Annotated in this window: 16 protein-coding genes; 6 read left to right on the forward strand and 10 right to left on the reverse strand. The window is 71.0% G+C overall.

Annotated elements, in window-relative coordinates:
* Positions 1–4: 4 nt before the first annotated feature.
* Entirely contained in the window at positions 5–1198 is a 1194-nt protein-coding gene (locus AMO33_RS02635) for a cytochrome P450 (protein ID WP_060590247.1), read from the forward strand.
* 4 nt (positions 1199–1202) lie between these two features.
* On the opposite strand, the gene AMO33_RS02640 is transcribed toward AMO33_RS02635, so the two are convergent.
* Complete coding sequence (locus tag AMO33_RS02640; RefSeq protein ID WP_060590249.1) at positions 1203–1559, reverse strand: nitroreductase/quinone reductase family protein; 357 nt, start codon at positions 1557–1559, stop codon at positions 1203–1205.
* Positions 1560–1754: 195 nt separating this feature from the next.
* On the opposite strand from AMO33_RS02640, the gene AMO33_RS02645 reads away from it, so the two are divergent.
* From AMO33_RS02645 to AMO33_RS02655, 3 genes are all read left to right on the forward strand, one after another.
* On the forward strand, positions 1755–2720 hold the full coding sequence (locus AMO33_RS02645) for an NAD(P)H-dependent flavin oxidoreductase (RefSeq protein ID WP_060590251.1): 966 nt from the start codon (positions 1755–1757) through the stop codon (positions 2718–2720).
* A gap of 191 nt (positions 2721–2911) precedes the next feature.
* The gene (locus tag AMO33_RS02650) at positions 2912–4198 is read left to right on the forward strand and encodes an ATP-grasp domain-containing protein (RefSeq protein WP_041560231.1); all 1287 of its coding nucleotides are present in this window, start codon (positions 2912–2914) and stop codon (positions 4196–4198) included.
* Positions 4199–6244 carry a CocE/NonD family hydrolase gene (locus tag AMO33_RS02655; RefSeq protein ID WP_060590253.1) on the forward strand — a complete coding sequence of 682 codons (2046 nt, stop codon included), beginning with the start codon at positions 4199–4201 and terminating at the stop codon, positions 6242–6244.
* A 25-nt stretch (positions 6245–6269) separates the two neighbouring features.
* On the opposite strand, the gene AMO33_RS02660 is transcribed toward AMO33_RS02655, so the two are convergent.
* The 6 genes from AMO33_RS02660 to AMO33_RS02685 all read right to left on the reverse strand — a co-directional run bounded on the left by AMO33_RS02660 (position 6270) and on the right by AMO33_RS02685 (position 11682).
* On the reverse strand, positions 6270–7841 hold the full coding sequence (locus tag AMO33_RS02660) for a polyamine aminopropyltransferase (protein WP_060590255.1): 1572 nt from the start codon (positions 7839–7841) through the stop codon (positions 6270–6272).
* Entirely contained in the window at positions 7841–8266 is a 426-nt protein-coding gene (locus tag AMO33_RS02665) for a DUF350 domain-containing protein (protein WP_011210026.1), read from the reverse strand. Before AMO33_RS02665 ends, AMO33_RS02660 begins: the two co-directional genes overlap by 1 nt.
* Positions 8267–8287: 21 nt before the next feature.
* Positions 8288–8677 carry a DUF4247 domain-containing protein gene (locus AMO33_RS02670; RefSeq protein ID WP_159005386.1) on the reverse strand — a complete coding sequence of 130 codons (390 nt, stop codon included), beginning with the start codon at positions 8675–8677 and terminating at the stop codon, positions 8288–8290.
* 116 nt (positions 8678–8793) lie between these two features.
* Positions 8794–9720 carry a non-homologous end joining protein Ku gene (gene ku / locus AMO33_RS02675; protein WP_060590260.1) on the reverse strand — a complete coding sequence of 309 codons (927 nt, stop codon included), beginning with the start codon at positions 9718–9720 and terminating at the stop codon, positions 8794–8796.
* Positions 9720–10829, reverse strand: coding sequence for a lycopene cyclase family protein (locus tag AMO33_RS02680; protein WP_060590262.1), 1110 nt, complete (start codon positions 10827–10829; stop codon positions 9720–9722). Before AMO33_RS02680 ends, ku begins: the two co-directional genes overlap by 1 nt.
* An 88-nt stretch (positions 10830–10917) precedes the next feature.
* On the reverse strand, positions 10918–11682 hold the full coding sequence (locus AMO33_RS02685; RefSeq protein WP_011210022.1) for an SDR family oxidoreductase: 765 nt from the start codon (positions 11680–11682) through the stop codon (positions 10918–10920).
* 244 nt (positions 11683–11926) lie between these two features.
* Here AMO33_RS02685 and AMO33_RS02690 point away from each other — a divergent pair, with 244 nt between their 5' ends.
* Entirely contained in the window at positions 11927–13558 is a 1632-nt protein-coding gene (locus AMO33_RS02690) for an ABC-F family ATP-binding cassette domain-containing protein (RefSeq protein ID WP_011210021.1), read from the forward strand.
* An 83-nt stretch (positions 13559–13641) separates the two neighbouring features.
* Positions 13642–13881 (forward strand): helix-turn-helix domain-containing protein, encoded by a 240-nt coding sequence (locus AMO33_RS02695; protein WP_011210020.1) that lies wholly within the window; start codon positions 13642–13644, stop codon positions 13879–13881.
* Between the two features lie 51 nt (positions 13882–13932).
* Here the strand turns inward: AMO33_RS02695 and AMO33_RS02700 are convergent, their stop codons facing one another.
* The 3 genes from AMO33_RS02700 to AMO33_RS02710 all read right to left on the reverse strand — a co-directional run bounded on the left by AMO33_RS02700 (position 13933) and on the right by AMO33_RS02710 (position 15999).
* Positions 13933–14868, reverse strand: a complete 936-nt coding sequence (locus AMO33_RS02700; RefSeq protein WP_060590263.1) for a hypothetical protein — start codon at positions 14866–14868, stop codon at positions 13933–13935.
* Positions 14869–15131: 263 nt separating this feature from the next.
* Positions 15132–15413 carry a thioesterase family protein gene (locus AMO33_RS02705; RefSeq protein WP_062954111.1) on the reverse strand — a complete coding sequence of 94 codons (282 nt, stop codon included), beginning with the start codon at positions 15411–15413 and terminating at the stop codon, positions 15132–15134.
* Positions 15414–15432: 19 nt separating this feature from the next.
* On the reverse strand, positions 15433–15999 hold the full coding sequence (locus AMO33_RS02710) for a TetR/AcrR family transcriptional regulator (RefSeq protein ID WP_011210017.1): 567 nt from the start codon (positions 15997–15999) through the stop codon (positions 15433–15435).
* Positions 16000–16093 lie beyond the last annotated feature (94 nt).

The raw sequence follows: 16093 nt of genomic DNA on the forward strand, positions 1-16093 counted from the left end.
GCCGATGTCAACACCGACCAGCCTCGACGGTCTCGATTTCGCCTTCCACGACCTACCGGACCTGCATGCCACCCTCGCCGACCTGCGCCGCCGCGCACCCTGGGCGACGGTGCCGTTCGCGGGCTCGCGCGGGATCCTGCTGCTGACGCACGACCTGGTCGCGGCCGCCTTCAAGGACGAGGTCACCTTCCCCGCCGCCGTCACCTACCGGCTCACCACCGGACCCGTGCTCGGGCACACCCTGCAATGCATGCAGGGCAGGGAGCACCGCATCGCCCGCGGCATCGCCACCCCGCCGTTGCGCCGCGCCAAGGTAGCCGCACTGGTCGAGCCGCTGCTGGAGCCGCTCGCGCACGAGCTGATCGACGACTTCGCCGACCGGGGCACCGCCGATCTGGTCGCCGAATTCACCACCCGCTACCCGGTACTGGTGATCAGCAGACTGCTCGGCCTGCCGAACGCCGACGAGGCGACCGTGCACCGCTGGGCGCGCGATCTGTTCCACTTTCCGCTCGACCCCGACGCCGCACGACGCGCCTCCCGCGAATTCACCGCCTACGTCACGCCGGTCCTGGCCGAGCGCAGACGTGCCCCGGGCGACGACCTGATCTCGCTGCTGGTCACCACCTCGGCGGAGGGGGAGCACCTCACCGACGAACAGGTGCTCTCGTTCCTGCGCCTGCTGTTCCCGGCCGGTGCCGACACCACGATGCTCGGGCTCGGCAACATCCTCTCGGCGCTGCTCACCCACCCCGAGCAGCTGGCCAGGGTCGCCGCCGACCCGGACGAATGGGTGCGGTGGGCGGTCTGGGAGGGGCTGCGATGGGAGCCCCCGGTCGGCCTGCTGCCGCGCGCCTGCCCGGAAGCGGTTGAGTGGCACGGCATCTCGATCCCGGCGGGCACGCCGATGATCTTCGCGATCACCGCCGCACACCGCGATCCCGGCCACTACCCCGACCCGGATCGGTTCGACATCACCCGGCAGGCGACGGCGATGCTCTCGTTCGGGCAGGGCCCGCACAGCTGCCCCGGCAACTGGCTCGCCCTCGCGGAACTCACCACCGCGCTCGGTGCGTTGCTGGCGCGCCTGCCCGGACTCCGCCTGCGGCCCGGCGCCGCCGACCGGGCCCGGGTGACCAGTCAGGTCGGCACGGCGTTGCGCGGACCGAACGCGCTGGCCGTCGAATGGGACCGCTGAGTATTCAGCCCTGCGGCTGGAACCGCACCCGCACCGAGACGCCGCCGCGCTCGTCCTTGGTGGCGACGGCGTGCCCGCGCCGGTCGATGCCGTTGATGTGCACCGTGATCGGCGCGCCGTCCCCGAGGAAGTTGCGCCACCAGGTCTTCTTCTGCGGCATGGCGACACCGATGACGATGTCGTCGCCCACCCGCCGGTAGCCGACCGGCGTGCTGATGGTGCGCCCGGATCGGCGGCCCACGTAGGTGATCCGCGCCAGCCCCTTGCTCAGCAGCGGGGCGAGCACCGGCACGTCGAGCAGCGCGCTGAGTCCGGCGTTGAACCCGCGCAACGCGGTTCCCGCCACCTTGTTCGCATCCACGAGAGTCCTCCTGTCGTCCGCGGCCCGGATACCGCAACCCTAGGCCGTTTGCGCGCCGCGGGAGCGATGCGGTGCGTCGTCACCGCCGGGCCGCCGGCCGCGCGGGCGCCGTCGCTTGCGCGGGCCATCGGCGCAGACCGGTACAAGCGTGCGCTTATGCTCGGGCGGACTGTCCCACACCCGCGAGGAAATGTGATGAGCCTGCCACCTGTTCTGCGCGACCGACTCCGCCTGCCGGTGATCGCGTCGCCGATGTTCATCGTCTCCAACCCCGATCTGGTGATCGCGCAGTTCACGGCCGGGGTGATCGGCTCGTTTCCGTCCCTCAACGCCCGCCCGCAGTCTGAGCTGCGGGTGTGGCTGACCCGGATCACCGAGGCGCTGGCCGCCCACGACGCCGCCAACCCCGAGGCGCCGAGCGCGCCGTACGCGGTGAACCTCATCGTGCACAAGACCAACGAGCGCCTCGAAGAGGATCTGCGTGTGGTCGAGGAGTTCCGGGTGCCGGTGGTGATCACCTCGCTCGGTGCGCGCCCGGACGTCAACGAGCGCATCCACGCATACGGCGGTGTGGTGCTGCACGACGTGATCCACAACGGTTTCGCCCGCAAGGCGATCGAGAAGGGCGCCGACGGTCTCATCGCGGTGGCCGCGGGCGCGGGCGGGCACGCGGGCACCCAGTCGCCGTTCGCGCTGATCCAGGAGATCCGCACCTGGTTCGACGGTCCGCTGGCGCTGTCCGGCTCGATCGCGCACGGGCGCTCGGTGCTGGCCGCGCAGGCCGCGGGCGCGGACTTCGCCTACATCGGCTCGGCGTTCATCGCCACCGAGGAGGCCAACGCGGCGCCCGAATACAAGCAGATGATCGTGGACTCCGGCGCCGCCGACATCGTCTACACCGATCGTTTCACCGGCGTGCACGGCAACTATCTGCGGCCGAGCATCGTCGCCGCCGGGCTGGACCCCGACCGGCTCGCCGAGACGACGGCCGCCGCCATGGACTTCGGCGACGGCGAGGCGGTCGGCGCGAAGGCCTGGCGCGACATCTGGGGCGCGGGCCACGGCGTCGGCGCCGTCAGCGAGATCCGCCCGGCCGCGAAGGTCGTCGACCAGCTGGCCTCCGAGTACGCCGCGGCCCGCGAACGCCTGCTGGCGCTCTGATCCGCCTCCCTCACCCCGGCGCGGCCCGCACCTGTGCGGCCGCGTCGCGGTGCCCGGCGACCGCACCCGAATGTGTCGCGATGCACGGGTGCGGGTCGTTCCGCACGTCTGCCTGCGCCGGAGCCGACGGACAGGCGTGCGGTGGCCGCTCCGCGGGGTTTGAGGGTGGGGTAGCCGGATAGCCCTCACGGGTGACGAAGAATGTGTTCGTACCCGCCCTGACCGATCTGCAACGTGCCGAGATCGGCACCGTCGAGCTGCCCGAAGGACTCGCGCTGCACGGGCTGCTCGACTACGACACGCTGATCGCGGCACCGACCTTCGACTTCGACGACCTGCTCGACCGGTGCCGCGCCGAGCTGCGGGCCTTCGACGGCCCCGTGGACGCGATCATCGCGCACTGGGATTTCCCCACCAGTGTGCTGGTGCCCATCCTGGCCGCCGAGTACGACCTGCCCGCACCCAGCCTGGAGAGCGTGCTGCGCACCGAGCACAAGCTGTGGAGCCGGGTGCTGCAGCGCGAGGTCGTGCCCGACCACGTGCCCGCCTTCTGCGCCTTCGACCCGTTCGATCCCGAGGCGCTGGACCACATCGACCTGTCGTTCCCGTTCTGGGTGAAACCGATCAAGTCGCATTCCTCGCAGCTGGGCTTCGAAGTGTCGAACGCCGAGGAGTTCGCCGCGGCGGTGGCGCAGATCCGGGCGGAGATCGGCCGCATCGCCGACCCCTTCGACCAGGCCCTCGCCCGCGTCGAGGTGCCCGAGCAGGTGCGGGTCGCCGGCGGCCGCACGTGCCTGGCCGAGCAGATCGTCACCGGTACCCAGGCCGCGCCGGAGGGCTCGATGTTCCGTGGCGACTACCGCGTGCACGGCGTGTTCGACATGCGCAAGGACGCGGCGGGCCACAGCTTCGACCACCTCGACTACCCGGCGCGCACCGTGCCCGAGGACATCCAGCGGCAGATGATCGACGTCACCGAGCGTTACCTGCGCCACGTCGGCTACGACAACGGCTGCTTCAACTCCGAGTTCATGTGGGACGCCGACACCGGCAAGCTGTGGCTGATCGAGGTGAACACCCGCATCTCCCAGTCGCACAGCGAACTGTTCGTCAAGGTCGACGGCACCACCAACCACACCGTCGCGATCGACATCGCGCTGGGCCGCGAGCCGCGCATGCCGCACCGCAAGGGCGAGTTCGCCGTGGCAGCACAGTGTTTCGTGCCCCGGTACGAGGACGGGATCGTCACCCGGGTACCGGGCCCGGCCGAGATCGAGGCGCTGCGCGAGCGCTTCCCCGGGACCATCGTGCGGCTGGACGTGCAGGTCGGCGACCGGCTCTCCGATCTGCCCAACCAGGACGCCTACCGGTACAAGCTCGCCACCCTCTACCTCGGCGCCGGCGACGCCGACGACCTCGAGCGCCGCTACCGGGACTGCCTGGCCGCCTTGCCGTTCGAGTTCGAGGAGGTCGATTGAGTGCGTATCGTCGAGAAGTTCCCCTACGAGGTTCTCGACACCGAGAACGTCTTCATACCCATGCGCGACGGCGCGCGGCTGGCCGCCCGGATCTGGCGGCCGGTGACCGACGAGCCGGTACCCGCCGTCTTCGAATACATCCCGTACCGCAAACGCGATCTCACCCGCGCCCGTGACGCGCTCAACCATCCGTACCTGGCCGGGCACGGTTACATCAGCGTCCGGGTGGATCTGCGCGGCAGCGGCGACTCCGACGGCGTGCTCACCGACGAGTACCTGCTCACCGAACACGACGACGCCTGTGACGTGATCGCGTGGCTGGCCGACCAGCCCTGGTGCGACGGCAACGTCGGGATGATGGGCATCTCCTGGGGCGGATTCAACAGCCTGCAGGTCGCCGCCCGGCGCCCGCCCGCACTGAAGGCGATCGTCAGCGCCTCGGCCACCGAGGACCTCTACGTCGACAACATGCACTACATGGGCGGCTGCCTGCTCTCGGACAACCTGTCCGAGGCCACGGTCATGTTCGCCTTCAACAGCCTGCCCCCGGACCCGGCCATCGTGGGGGACCGGTGGCGGGACATGTGGCGCGAACGGCTCGCGGGCAGCGGGCTGTGGATCGAGCAGTGGCTCGAGCACCAGCACCGTGACGAGTACTGGAAACGCGCCTCGGTGAACGAGGACTACCGCGCCGTCGACTGCCCGGTGCTCGCGGTCGGCGGCTGGGCCGACGGCTACACCAACGCCATCTTCCGCCTGCTCGAGCACCTGGACGTGCCGCGCCGCGGGCTGATCGGGCCGTGGGGACACAAGTACCCGCACCTGGGCGTGCCCGGCCCGGCGATCGGGTTCCTGCAGGAACTGGTGCGGTGGTGGGACCACTGGCTCAAGGGCCGCGACACCGGCGTCATGGACGAGCCGATGCTGCGGGCCTGGATGCAGGACAGCATCTCCCCGCAACCGTCCTACGCCGACCGCCCCGGCCGCTGGGTGGGCGAGCCGTCCTGGCCCTCTCCGAACATCGTGCCGCGCGAATTCACACTCACCCGTTACGGATTGGCCGAGGACGCCGGTGACGTGCCCGCCCGCACCATGCGGGTGCAGTCGCCGCTGAGCGTCGGCATGTTCGCGGGCAAGTGGGCCTCCTACGCCGCGACCCCCGACCTGCCGTCGGACCAGCGCGAGGAGGACGGCGGTTCGCTGGTCTACGAGACCGAGGAACTCACCGAGACCTTCGAGGTGCTCGGCCAGCCGGAGCTGGCCCTCACCGTCGCCGCCGACCGGCCCAACGCGATGGTGGCCGCGCGGCTGTCCGACGTCGCCCCCAACGGTGAGGCGACCCGCGTCACCTACGGCCTGCTCAACCTCACCCACCGCGACGGCAGCGGCGAGCCGCGCCCCCTCGAGCCCGGCCGCACCTATCGGGTCCGCTTGGCGCTCAACGGCATGGCGCACTCGTTCCCACCGGGCCACCGCATCCGGCTGTCGATCTCCTCCTCGTACTGGCCGCTGGCCTGGCCCTCGCCGGAACCGGTGATGCTCACCGTCACCACCGGCGAATCCCTGCTCACGCTGCCGCAGCGGCCCCGGCGCGCCGAGGACGAGCGCCTGCGCCCGTTCGACGACCCCGAAGCCGCCCCGCCCGCCCCGGCCACGAACATCGAACGGGGCACACACCATTGGAAGGTCGAGCGCGACCTCGCCACCGGCGTCTCCACCCTCGAGATCGAGAACGACCAGGGCCTCATCCGGCTCGACGACACCGGCACCCTGGTGCGCCGCGCCACCACCGAGTGGTTCAGTTTCCGCGGCAACGACCCCACCTCGGTGCGCGGCGAAACCCGCACGGTCCGCGCTTTCGCCCGCGACAACTGGCGCACCGAGATCACCACGCACACCGTGTTGCGCTGCACGCCGCAGGATTTCGTGCTGGACGCCCGGCTGGACGCCTACGAACTCGGCGATCCGTCCGACGATCCACGGCCGGTGGCCACCCGGGTGTACTCGCAGAACTGGCATCGGCGGATTCCGCGCGATCTGGTGTGACCCCGGCGGTCGGCGCGACCTCGGCTCACCGCCACTCGCGCAGCTCCAGGTCCACGATCACCGGGTGCATCAGCGTCGAGACCGGTGCGCCGGGATCGCGCCGGTCCGGGGCGAACACCGCTGCCGCGCGCAGGCTTTCGGCATCGATCGAGCGCGGGGGAGCGGGCGGGTCGAGGCGCAGCACCGGCTCGACGTCCCGGGTGGCCAGCACGAACCCCCAGTCGCCGAAGCTGGGGACATCCACGTGGTAGGGCAGTACCCGCAAGCCACCGGCGCGGATCGTCGCGGCGATGCACCAGAAGGAGCGGGGCGCGAAGAACGGCGACCCCGACTGCACCGCGACGGTGCCGCCGGGGGCGAGCACCTGCGCCACCATCGCGTAGAACTCCTTGGTGTAGAGCTTGGCGATGGAGGTCTGGTCCGGATCGGGCAGGTCAACGATGATCGCGTCGAACCGGCCGGATTGCCCGCGCAGCCAGGCGAAGGCGTCCTCGTTGATCACCCGCACCCGCGGATCGTCGAAGGCGTGCCGGTTCAGCGCCAGCAGCCGCGGCTCGGTGCGGGCCAGGTGGATCATCCCCGGATCGAGTTCCACCAGTGTCACCTCCGCCACGTCGGGGTAGCGCAGGATCTCCCGCAACGCCAGCCCGTCGCCGCCGCCGAGCACCAGCACTCGCGCGCGCGGACCCGCCAGCACCGGATGCACCAGGGCCTCGTGGTAGCGGTATTCGTCCACCGAGGAGAACTGCAGGTCCCCGTTGAGGTAGAGCCGCACGTCGGGGGTGGCGAACGGGGACAGCGATTCGGTGAGCACGATGCTCTGATACCGGGTCTGCTCGTGGCGCACGATCGGATGCGCGAACAGGGCCTGCTGCGCGGTGGCCTCGAACCGGTCCGCGTAGACGTAGCTGCCGCCGAGCACGAGCGCGACCAGCGCGGTGAGGGCGGTGAACAGCAGCCGGGCCGGGCGGGTCAACCGATCGCGGTACAGGACGAACACCAGGGCCAGTCCGGCGGCGGCGTTCAGCACCCCGACCAGCAGGCTCCCGCGGATCTGACCGAACACCGGCAGCAGCAGGAAGGGGAACGCCAGCCCGCCCAGCAGGGCACCGACATAATCCGCGGCGAACAGGTCGGCCACCGCGGCGCCCGGTGCCTGGCGGCGGATCCGCTGCAACAGCTCCATCAGCAGCGGGATCTCGGCGCCCACCAGCATCCCGATGACGCTCGCCGCCGCGATCAGCGCGGTGGTGTAGAGGTTGAGCCAGGCGTAGGCGGCGTACAACAGCAGGACCGACAGCCCGCCCAGCAGCGCCAGCGCCAACTCCACCGCCACGAACGCCGCCGCGGCGTGCCCGCGCAGCGGTTTGGCGATCAGCGCGCCGATCCCCATCGCGAAGACCATGACGCTCAACGTGATCGAGGCCTGTGCGGCGGTGTCGCCGAGCAGATAGCTGCCCAGCGTCACCAACGACAGCTCGTACACCAGCCCGCAGGCCGCGCACACGAACGCGGTGAGCAGCAACGCGATCCGCGCCGTCCTGGCCCGGACCGGCGACGGCGCGACCGGGTTCCGGGTACGGGTGCCCGCGCGCACTAGGACAGGCCGGCGGCCACCACGAGGGAGACCGCCACGTGCAGTGAGGCCGTCACCCAGACGGCCGGGTGGAGAGCCTGCTCGGCGACCACCTCGCGGAACTTGCCGGGTGTCAGCAGATCCAGCAGCACGAAGGACACCGCCATCGCGGCCAGTCCGATCACCCCGTACACGGCGCAGGCCAGCAGCCCTTCCCCCAGCGCGCCGTGCGAGGTCCAGATGGCCATCGCCACGATCACGCCGACGCCGAACAGATTCGAGGCGACCAGCACCGCGGCGTTGCGATTGCGCTCCACCCAGATCTGGGCGCGTAGATTGCCCGGCGTGAGCGCGTCCACCAGCACGAAGCCGAGCACCATGAGTACCAGGCCGACACCGGTGTAGGCCAGCGCGGCGCCCGCCTCGGCCGCGAGATCTGCGAGCATGTCTGTTTCCGTCCTTCTCCGCTATTTGCCGCTGCTGCTGCGGTATTCGCTGCCCGGCGGCTGACTGGGCCACCCGAAACCCGAGACCGTCGAGTGGTGGCGCTGATACCCGTTGCGGTACTGATCGACCAGGATCAGCGCCCCGGCGCCGTGCGGAGCGACGGTGATGATGTCGTCGCGGTACTGCAGGTAGGTGCGCTCGCCCAGCGTGCGGTTGTCCAGCGGCCGGGCCGCGGCCGTGATCGCGCCGACCGCGGCGGCCGGCGCGAGGGCCGCGGTGTAGGCGCGCCCGTCGTTGGCCTGGTCGAGCGAACTCGCGCGCGTGTACTTCGCGGCGATGTAGTCGCGGGCGCTCTCGATGTCGTCACCGCAGGCGGTGAGCGAGAACAGCAGCGCGATCACGGCGATCACGCCCGCGGCTGTCCTGCCGAGGCGGTGCATGCGTCCCCCCGTCGAGCGCCGGGCCCGTGGCCCGGTAGGTGAAGCCGAGTTCCCTCCTGAACTCGATCACGCACTGTAGCAGGGGATCAGGCGCCCTTGCGGGCGGCGGTCTTCTTCGCCGCCTTCTTCGCCGCGGGCTTCTCGGCGGTCTTCTTCGCCGCCGCCTTGGTGGTCTTCTTCGCGGGCGCCTTGGCCGTCTTCTTCGCGGTGCCACCGGAACCGGCGGCGCGCCTGCCGCTGGCCTCCAGGCTGCGCTGCAACGCGGCGACCAGATCGACCACCTCGGCATCCATCTCGGCGGGCGCGGGCTCGGCGCGTTCGGGCACCTTGCCGCCGCGCTCGATCGCCTCGTCGAGCATCTTCTTCAGCTCCACCTGGTACTCGTCGGTGAACTGCGAGGGATCGAAGTCGTCGGACATGCTCTCCACGAGCGTCTCGGCCATCTTGATCTCCTGCGGCCGCGGCTCGGCGGCATCGCGCACCGAGTCGAACTCGATCGCGCGCACCTCGTCCGGCCACAGCAGCGTCTGCAACACCAGCATTCCGTCGCGTACCCGCAGCGCGGCCAGCCGCGTCTTCTGCCGCAGCGTGAAATGCACCAGCGCGGTGCGGTCGATGCGCTCGAGCGTCTTGGCCAGCAGCACGTAGGCCTTGGGGGTGTTGGAGTCGGGCTCGAGGTAGTAGCTCTTGTCGAACAGGATCGGGTCGATCTGCTCCGACGGCACGAACTGCAGGACCGGGATCTCGTGCTTCTCCGCGGCGGGCAGGCGGGCGAAGTCCTCGTCGGAGAGGATGACGGTCTCGCCCTCGGGTGACTCGTAGGCCTTGGCGATGTCCACGTAGTCGACCGGTTTGCCGTCGATCTGGCACACGCGCTGGTATTTGATCCGGCCGCCGTCCTTGGCGTGCACCTGGTGGAACTTGATGTCGTGGTCCTCGGTGGCGGTGTAGACCTTCACCGGAACGTTGACCAGCCCGAACGCAATCGAGCCCTTCCAGATAGCTCGTGCCATCACTCCATCATGGCCGAACCGGTCGGCATCTGCGACCGAAACGGGAAGCCGCAGGTCGCAGCGGCGATTCGAGTGCGGAGGCGGGGTGGCAACGCGGTGAACAGCGTCCGCATCGCGGCCGCGGTGCCCACCGGATCGGTACGGCCGGACAGATAGGCGCGCTGATGCGGGGCGGGCAGCTCGAAGAAGGTGTCGAAGAAGACCGGCAGTTCCGCGGGCGGCAGGGCGAGCAGCGCGCGCAGTCCGGCGGCGCGCAACAGGTGGGTGGCCCTGGCCCGCGCGAGTCCGGTGGGGGCACCGGCGGCCCAGTCGTCGGCGGCGCCCAGCGCGGCCGCGACGCTGTAGCCGGTGGCCGGATGCGTGAAACCACCGGCGGCGCCGAACCGCCGTCGCCCCGGCCGGGCGCCCTGCACCGGGAACCGCACCCGTTCGACCGGCTCGCCGCCGTCGAGGTCGATGCCGCGCGCCGCCAGCCGGTGGTGCAGTCGCCGCCGCAGCTCGGCAGGCTCGAGGGCGGGGCGACCGGCCAGGCAGGTCTCCTCCAGCAGTATCGCGTCGGCGCCGAGCGGCACCGCGTAGAGGAACGAGCGGGGCGCCCCGGGCTCGGCGCCGTTGTCGTCGCGCCAGTCCATGAACATCGGCTCCACGCGATCGGCGCGGTCCCCGGCCACGACGACGCCGTAGGCGGTCTGCTCGGCCCGGCGTGGGGAGCGGGACAGCCCGCGCGCATCCACCACCCGGTCCGCGCGCAGCACCCGCCCGTCGGCCAGCGTCACCGAGCGCCGGGTCAGCCCCGCGGCGCGGCCGGTCACCACCTCCGCGCCGTCGGCGGTCAGCGCGTCCTGCAACAGCCCCGTGTCGAGCACCGCGTAGTCCCGGTCCAGGACGTGCCGCCGCGACCCCCAGGCCACCGGCTGCGTCATCCGTGCCCGCACCACGGCGCGATCCAGCCAGTCCGGCAGCTCATCGGCCCACACCCCGTAGGTGGCCGACCACCGCCGCCGCGGCGCCGGGTCCACCACCGCCACCCGCAGTCCCCGGCGCAGGCAGCGGTGCGCGAGCGCCCGGCCCGCCGGGCCCAGTCCGCAGACGACGATGTCGAACGTCATCGGGCACCACCCGCGTGCACGGCCGACCCGCACCGGGTCGACTGCCTGCGTGGTGGGGGATCGTGGGGTGCGGGCACGGGACGCCGAGTCAGATTCCGCCCGTGGCGAGCAGGCCGCCGTCGACCCGCACCGTCTCGCCGGTGATCCAGGCGGCCTCGTCGGAGGCCAGGAAGCCGATCAGGCGGGCGACGTCCTCGGGGCTGCCGAGCCGCTTCATCGGGTACACGCTCGCCGCCCGTTCCTCGTCGGCCGAGTACAGCGCGTCGGCGAACTTGGTCTTGACCACGCCCGGCGCCACCGCGTTGACCCGGATCTTCGGGCCCAGCTGCCAGGCCAGCTCCTCGGTGAGCCGGATCAGGGCGGCCTTGGACGCACCGTAGGCGGCGATGACGCCGGTCGAGCGCAGACCCGCCACGCTGGCGACGTTGACGATGGCGCCGCCGTGCTCGCCCATCCACGCCTTGTACGCCTCCTGGGCGTAACCGAGCGCGGCCACGACGTTGACGTCGAAGATCTTGCGCACCGCGTCCAGGTCGGCGTCCATCAGCGCGCCGAACACCGGGTTGATGCCGGTGTTGTTGATCAGGATGTCCAGCGAACCGAACTCCGTGACCGCTCGCCCGACCGCCTCCGCGCGGGCCTGCGCGTCACCGGAGTTGCCCGCGATGGTCGCCACCTCGCCCTGATGGCCGAGGGCGCGCAGTTCGGCGGCGGCCTCGGCCAGCGGTTCGGGTTTGCGTGCCGTGATCAGCACGTTCGCCCCGCGGCGCAGCAACTCCGCCGCCACCGCCTTGCCGATACCCCGGCTGGCGCCGCTGACCAGCGCGCTCTTGCCCAACAGATCGCTACTCATGGCACCGCACGCTACCGAAGCGGCGAACGCCGCGGTCAGGTCGGTCACACCGGCGTCCTCGATGCCGGGACGGAGGGCTCGCGCGGGTAAAATGGGTGGTTCTTGTGCCTGCCCAGTTCTTACACTGCCGGTTCGGAACCACTGCCGTTCGGAACGATGCCGGTTCGTGAGGCTGCCGGTTCGTGAGACTGGGCGCGCAGAGTCCGCCCAGCATTGTCGACGCACCGCCCGGAGGAGCCAGCCTGTGATCACCGCGACCGACCTCGAGGTCCGGGCCGGAGTCCGTACCCTGCTCTCGGCGCCCGGTCCGGCGCTGCGCGTGCAGGCGGGCGACCGGATCGGCCTGGTCGGCCGCAACGGTGCGGGCAAGACCACCACCCTGCGCATCCTCGCCGGTGAAGGGGAGCCCTACGCCGGAAAGATCCTGCGTTCCACCGAGATCGGCTACCTGCCGCAGGACCCGCGCGAGGGCGACCTCGACGTGCTGGCCCGCGACCGCGTGCTGTCCGCGCGCGGGCTGGACACCCTGATCCGGGACATGGAGAAGCAGCAGGCACTCATGGCCGAAGTCGCCGACGAGGCCGAGCGCGAGAAGGCCGTGCGCAAGTACGGCAGGCTCGAGGAGCGCTTCTCGGCCCTGGGCGGCTACGTCGCCGAGAGCGAGGCCGCGCGGATCTGCCACAGCCTCGGCCTGCCCGACCGGGTGCTCGGGCAGCCGCTGCGCACGCTGTCGGGCGGCCAGCGCCGCCGGATCGAGCTGGCCCGCATCCTGTTCTCGGCCTCCGACGGCAGCGGCGGCCGCTCCGACCGCATCCTGCTGCTCGACGAGCCGACCAACCACCTCGACGCCGACTCCATCACCTGGCTGCGCGGCTTCCTGCAGAACCACGACGGCGGCCTGATCGTGATCAGCCACGACGTCGAGCTGCTCGAGGCCGTGGTGAACAAGGTGTGGTTCCTCGACGCGGTGCGCGGTGAGGTCGACGTCTACAACATGGGCTGGAAGAAGTACCTCGACGCCCGCGCCACCGACGAGCAGCGCCGCCGCCGCGAACGCGCCAACGCCGAGAAGAAGGCGTCCGCGCTCAAGGCACAGGCCGCCAAGCTCGGTGCCAAGGCGACGAAAGCCGTTGCGGCGCAGAACATGGTCAAGCGCGCCGAGCGGCTGCTCGACGAACTCGACGAGGTGCGCGTCGCCGACAAGGTGGCCCGGATCAAGTTCCCGGAGCCGGCGCCCTGCGGTAAGACGCCGCTGATGGCGGAGAACCTCACCAAGGTCTACGGCTCGCTGGAGATCTTCACCGGTGTGGACCTGGCCATCGACCGCGGTAGCCGGGTCGTGGTGCTCGGTCTCAACGGCGCGGGCAAGACCACGCTGCTGCGGCTGCTGGCCGGTGTCGAGCAGCCGACGGCGGGACAGCTGGTGCCCGGGCACGGCCTCAAGGTCGGCTACTTCGCCCAGGAGCACGACACCCTCGACGACCAGGCCACCGTCTGGGAGAACATCCGCCACGCCGCCCCGGACGCGGGTGAGCAGGACCTGCGCGGCCTGCTCGGCGCCTTCATGTTCTCCGGCCCGCAGCTCGACCAGCCCGCGGGCACGCTGTCCGGCGGTGAGAAGACCCGCCTGGCGCTGGCCGGACTGGTCTCCTCGGCGGCCAACGTGCTGTTGCTGGACGAGCCGACCAACAACCTGGACCCGATCTCGCGTGAGCAGGTGCTCGACGCGCTGCGCACCTACGCGGGCGCGGTCGTGCTGGTCACCCACGATCCGGGCGCGGCAGAGGCGCTCTCGCCGGAGCGGGTGATCCTGCTGCCGGACGGCACCGAGGACCACTGGTCGGCCGAGTACCTGGAACTGATTCAGCTCGCGTGAGTTTCATCACAACATTTCGTTGATCGTGGACTGTGGAGTGCTTAGCCTGGAATAACGCGCTGCTCGGCGACTCGGAGGAAGCCATGAGCGACAGGCCCACACAGAACAAGGCCACATTGAGCAAGGGCACACGCGTCACGGGGAAATCGCGTGACCGCCTGCAATCGCAGTTGAAGAAGCAATACGAGCAGGGGGCGAGCATCCGCTCCCTGGCCCGCGCGACCGGTCGGTCCTACGGGTTCATCCACAACGTGCTGGTGGAGTCGCATGTGCAGCTGCGCAGCCGCGGCGGTGCCAACCGGCGCAAGAATCCGGACAAGTAGGGGGCGCGGGTGCTGGGCCACCGGCGGTGACTGCCGGTGGCACAGGGCTTTTCAGTGTCCGGTGACCGGTCCGTAGTCCTCGGCGAGCAGATCGGCGACACTGCGGAACATCGGCAGCCCGGTGGCGGCCACCAGGTGCTCGAAGCGGCCGCGTGGATCGACCTCGAGGAACCAGTACTCCCCGTCGAGGCCGAGCCGCAGGTCGAGCACGCCGAAGCCGAGGCCGAGCGCGCCCATCAACGTGGCCAGTGACTTGCTCACCGACGCCGGTAGCTGGGCGACACCGAAGCCGAGGCTCGCCGCGGGCCGGTCGGCCAGCCGGTCGACCCCCGGCGGCACATCGATGCGCACCGCCCACTCCACGCCGTCCACCCACACCACCCGCAGGTCGCAGTCGGCGGGCACGTAGTCCTGGAAGGTGGCCGGGGTGCGGCGCAGGCCTGCGGCGGCGAGATCCGCGCGGTCGACCAGGCGCGGTCCTGCGCCGCCGCCGCGTTTGAAAACCACTGGGCCGGGCCGGGATTCGGCGAAACTACGGGCCTCGTCGGGATCGTTGGTGACCAACGTCTCGGGCACGCACAGCCCCGCGCGCAGGGCGGTCTCCCACTGCACGATGTGGCGGCAGGCGGTGCGGTCCGAGGCGGGATCGTTGACCCAGTGCGCCGGGATGGACCACAGCATGCCCTCGAGGAAGTTGTCGCATTCGGCCCGCCGGTGCGCCTCCGCGGCGGTGCCGCCGGCCGCGGTCGCGGGGTGGGGCGGGCGCCACCACACCGCCCGGGCGTCGTCGAGCCCCACTGACTGCGCCAGCGAGCGGGCGGTGCCGAGCCTGCCGAGCCGGAAGCTGCCGAAGTTGCGTGGATAGTCGGCCGGGTCGATCTGGATGGCGTTGAGGCCGTGAACTTCTCGCACGATCTCGGCCACCGCCGCGGCGTGCGGGTCACCGGCCGCGGCGACGATGAGGACCGACCCTCGGCGCGCGGGCATGGCCTGGACTCCGGTCAGCCCAGACCGGCGCGGACGACGCCGCCGGATGCGGGGTGCGGGATCGCGGGGGCCATGCGGTACTGCTCTCCGATCTGCTCGCGATTTGCCGGGGACGGTGCGAGCGCGTCTCGAATACTACCGGCGCGACCGCGGCCCGCGGCCGGGTTCGGCGGAATCCACGCCGTTCGACACGTCGATCACGGTGTCCGAACCCGCTTGTACCGAAAGATTTTCGGTATGCCGCGGACCGGGTCGCAGCGACCTCACAGCAACCGGTCAGGGGCGGCCACCGTGCCGTCCATCCTGCGGCTCTCCTGGCGCGGGCGAATGGTCTTGCCATCGGACCATTCGCCCGCGCAGGTCACGCGCAGCTCGTCGCCGCCGCGCAGCTCCCGGAGGTACCGGATGGTGTTCTCCGGCGTCACCGGGCCCACGCCTGAGGCGATGAGCTTGTCCTGGGCCACTCCGGCGGCGCGCAGCAGCAGCTCCCACCGCCGGGCGTGCGCGGCGTATCGCGGGTAGCGCCACACCGTCCGTGCCGGCACAGCGTCGTGGAGCGCCCGGTCAGTCCTTCCGGCGCACCGAGGCTTCGACGAGATCGAGCACCGCCGAGAGGTTCTCGTTCGTGTGACCGGAGGCGATCCGGGCGATCAGCCCGTCGAGCACCAGATCCAGATACCCGAGCAGCACATCGGTGGGCACGTCGTCACGCAGCGCGCCCGCGGCCTTGCGCCGCTCCAGGCGGGCCAACGTGGCGGCGGTCAGCTCCGCCGAGCGCTGGGTCCAGCCCGCGCGGAACTCCGGGTCGGTGCGCAACCGGCGCGCGATCTCCAAACGTGTTCCGAGCCAATTGAACTGCTCGGGATGGGCGAGCATGTCGCGCATGACCTGCACGATGCCCTGGTTGGCCGCGACGTCGGCCATCCGCTCGGCGTCCTCCTGGGCCAGCGCCAGGAACAGCGCGTCCTTGTCGCGGAAATGGTGGAAGATGGCGCCGCGCGAGAGCCCGATCGCCTCCTCGAGCCTGCGCACGGTCGCGCCGTCGTAGCCGTATTCGGCAAAGCAGCGCCGCGCCCCGTCGAGAATCTGGCTGCGCCGCGCGGCGAGGTGGTCATCGCTGACCTTGGGCATGGGCGAGCTCCTCCTCGGCGGACTGCGGTCGATGTGGCGAGGTCCGCGCACCGCCTTCCGGAGAAGCGGTGCGCGGACCTGCCGACTGGGTCGA

This window comes from Nocardia farcinica (genome assembly GCF_001182745.1).
GTDB lineage: Bacteria > Actinomycetota > Actinomycetes > Mycobacteriales > Mycobacteriaceae > Nocardia > Nocardia farcinica.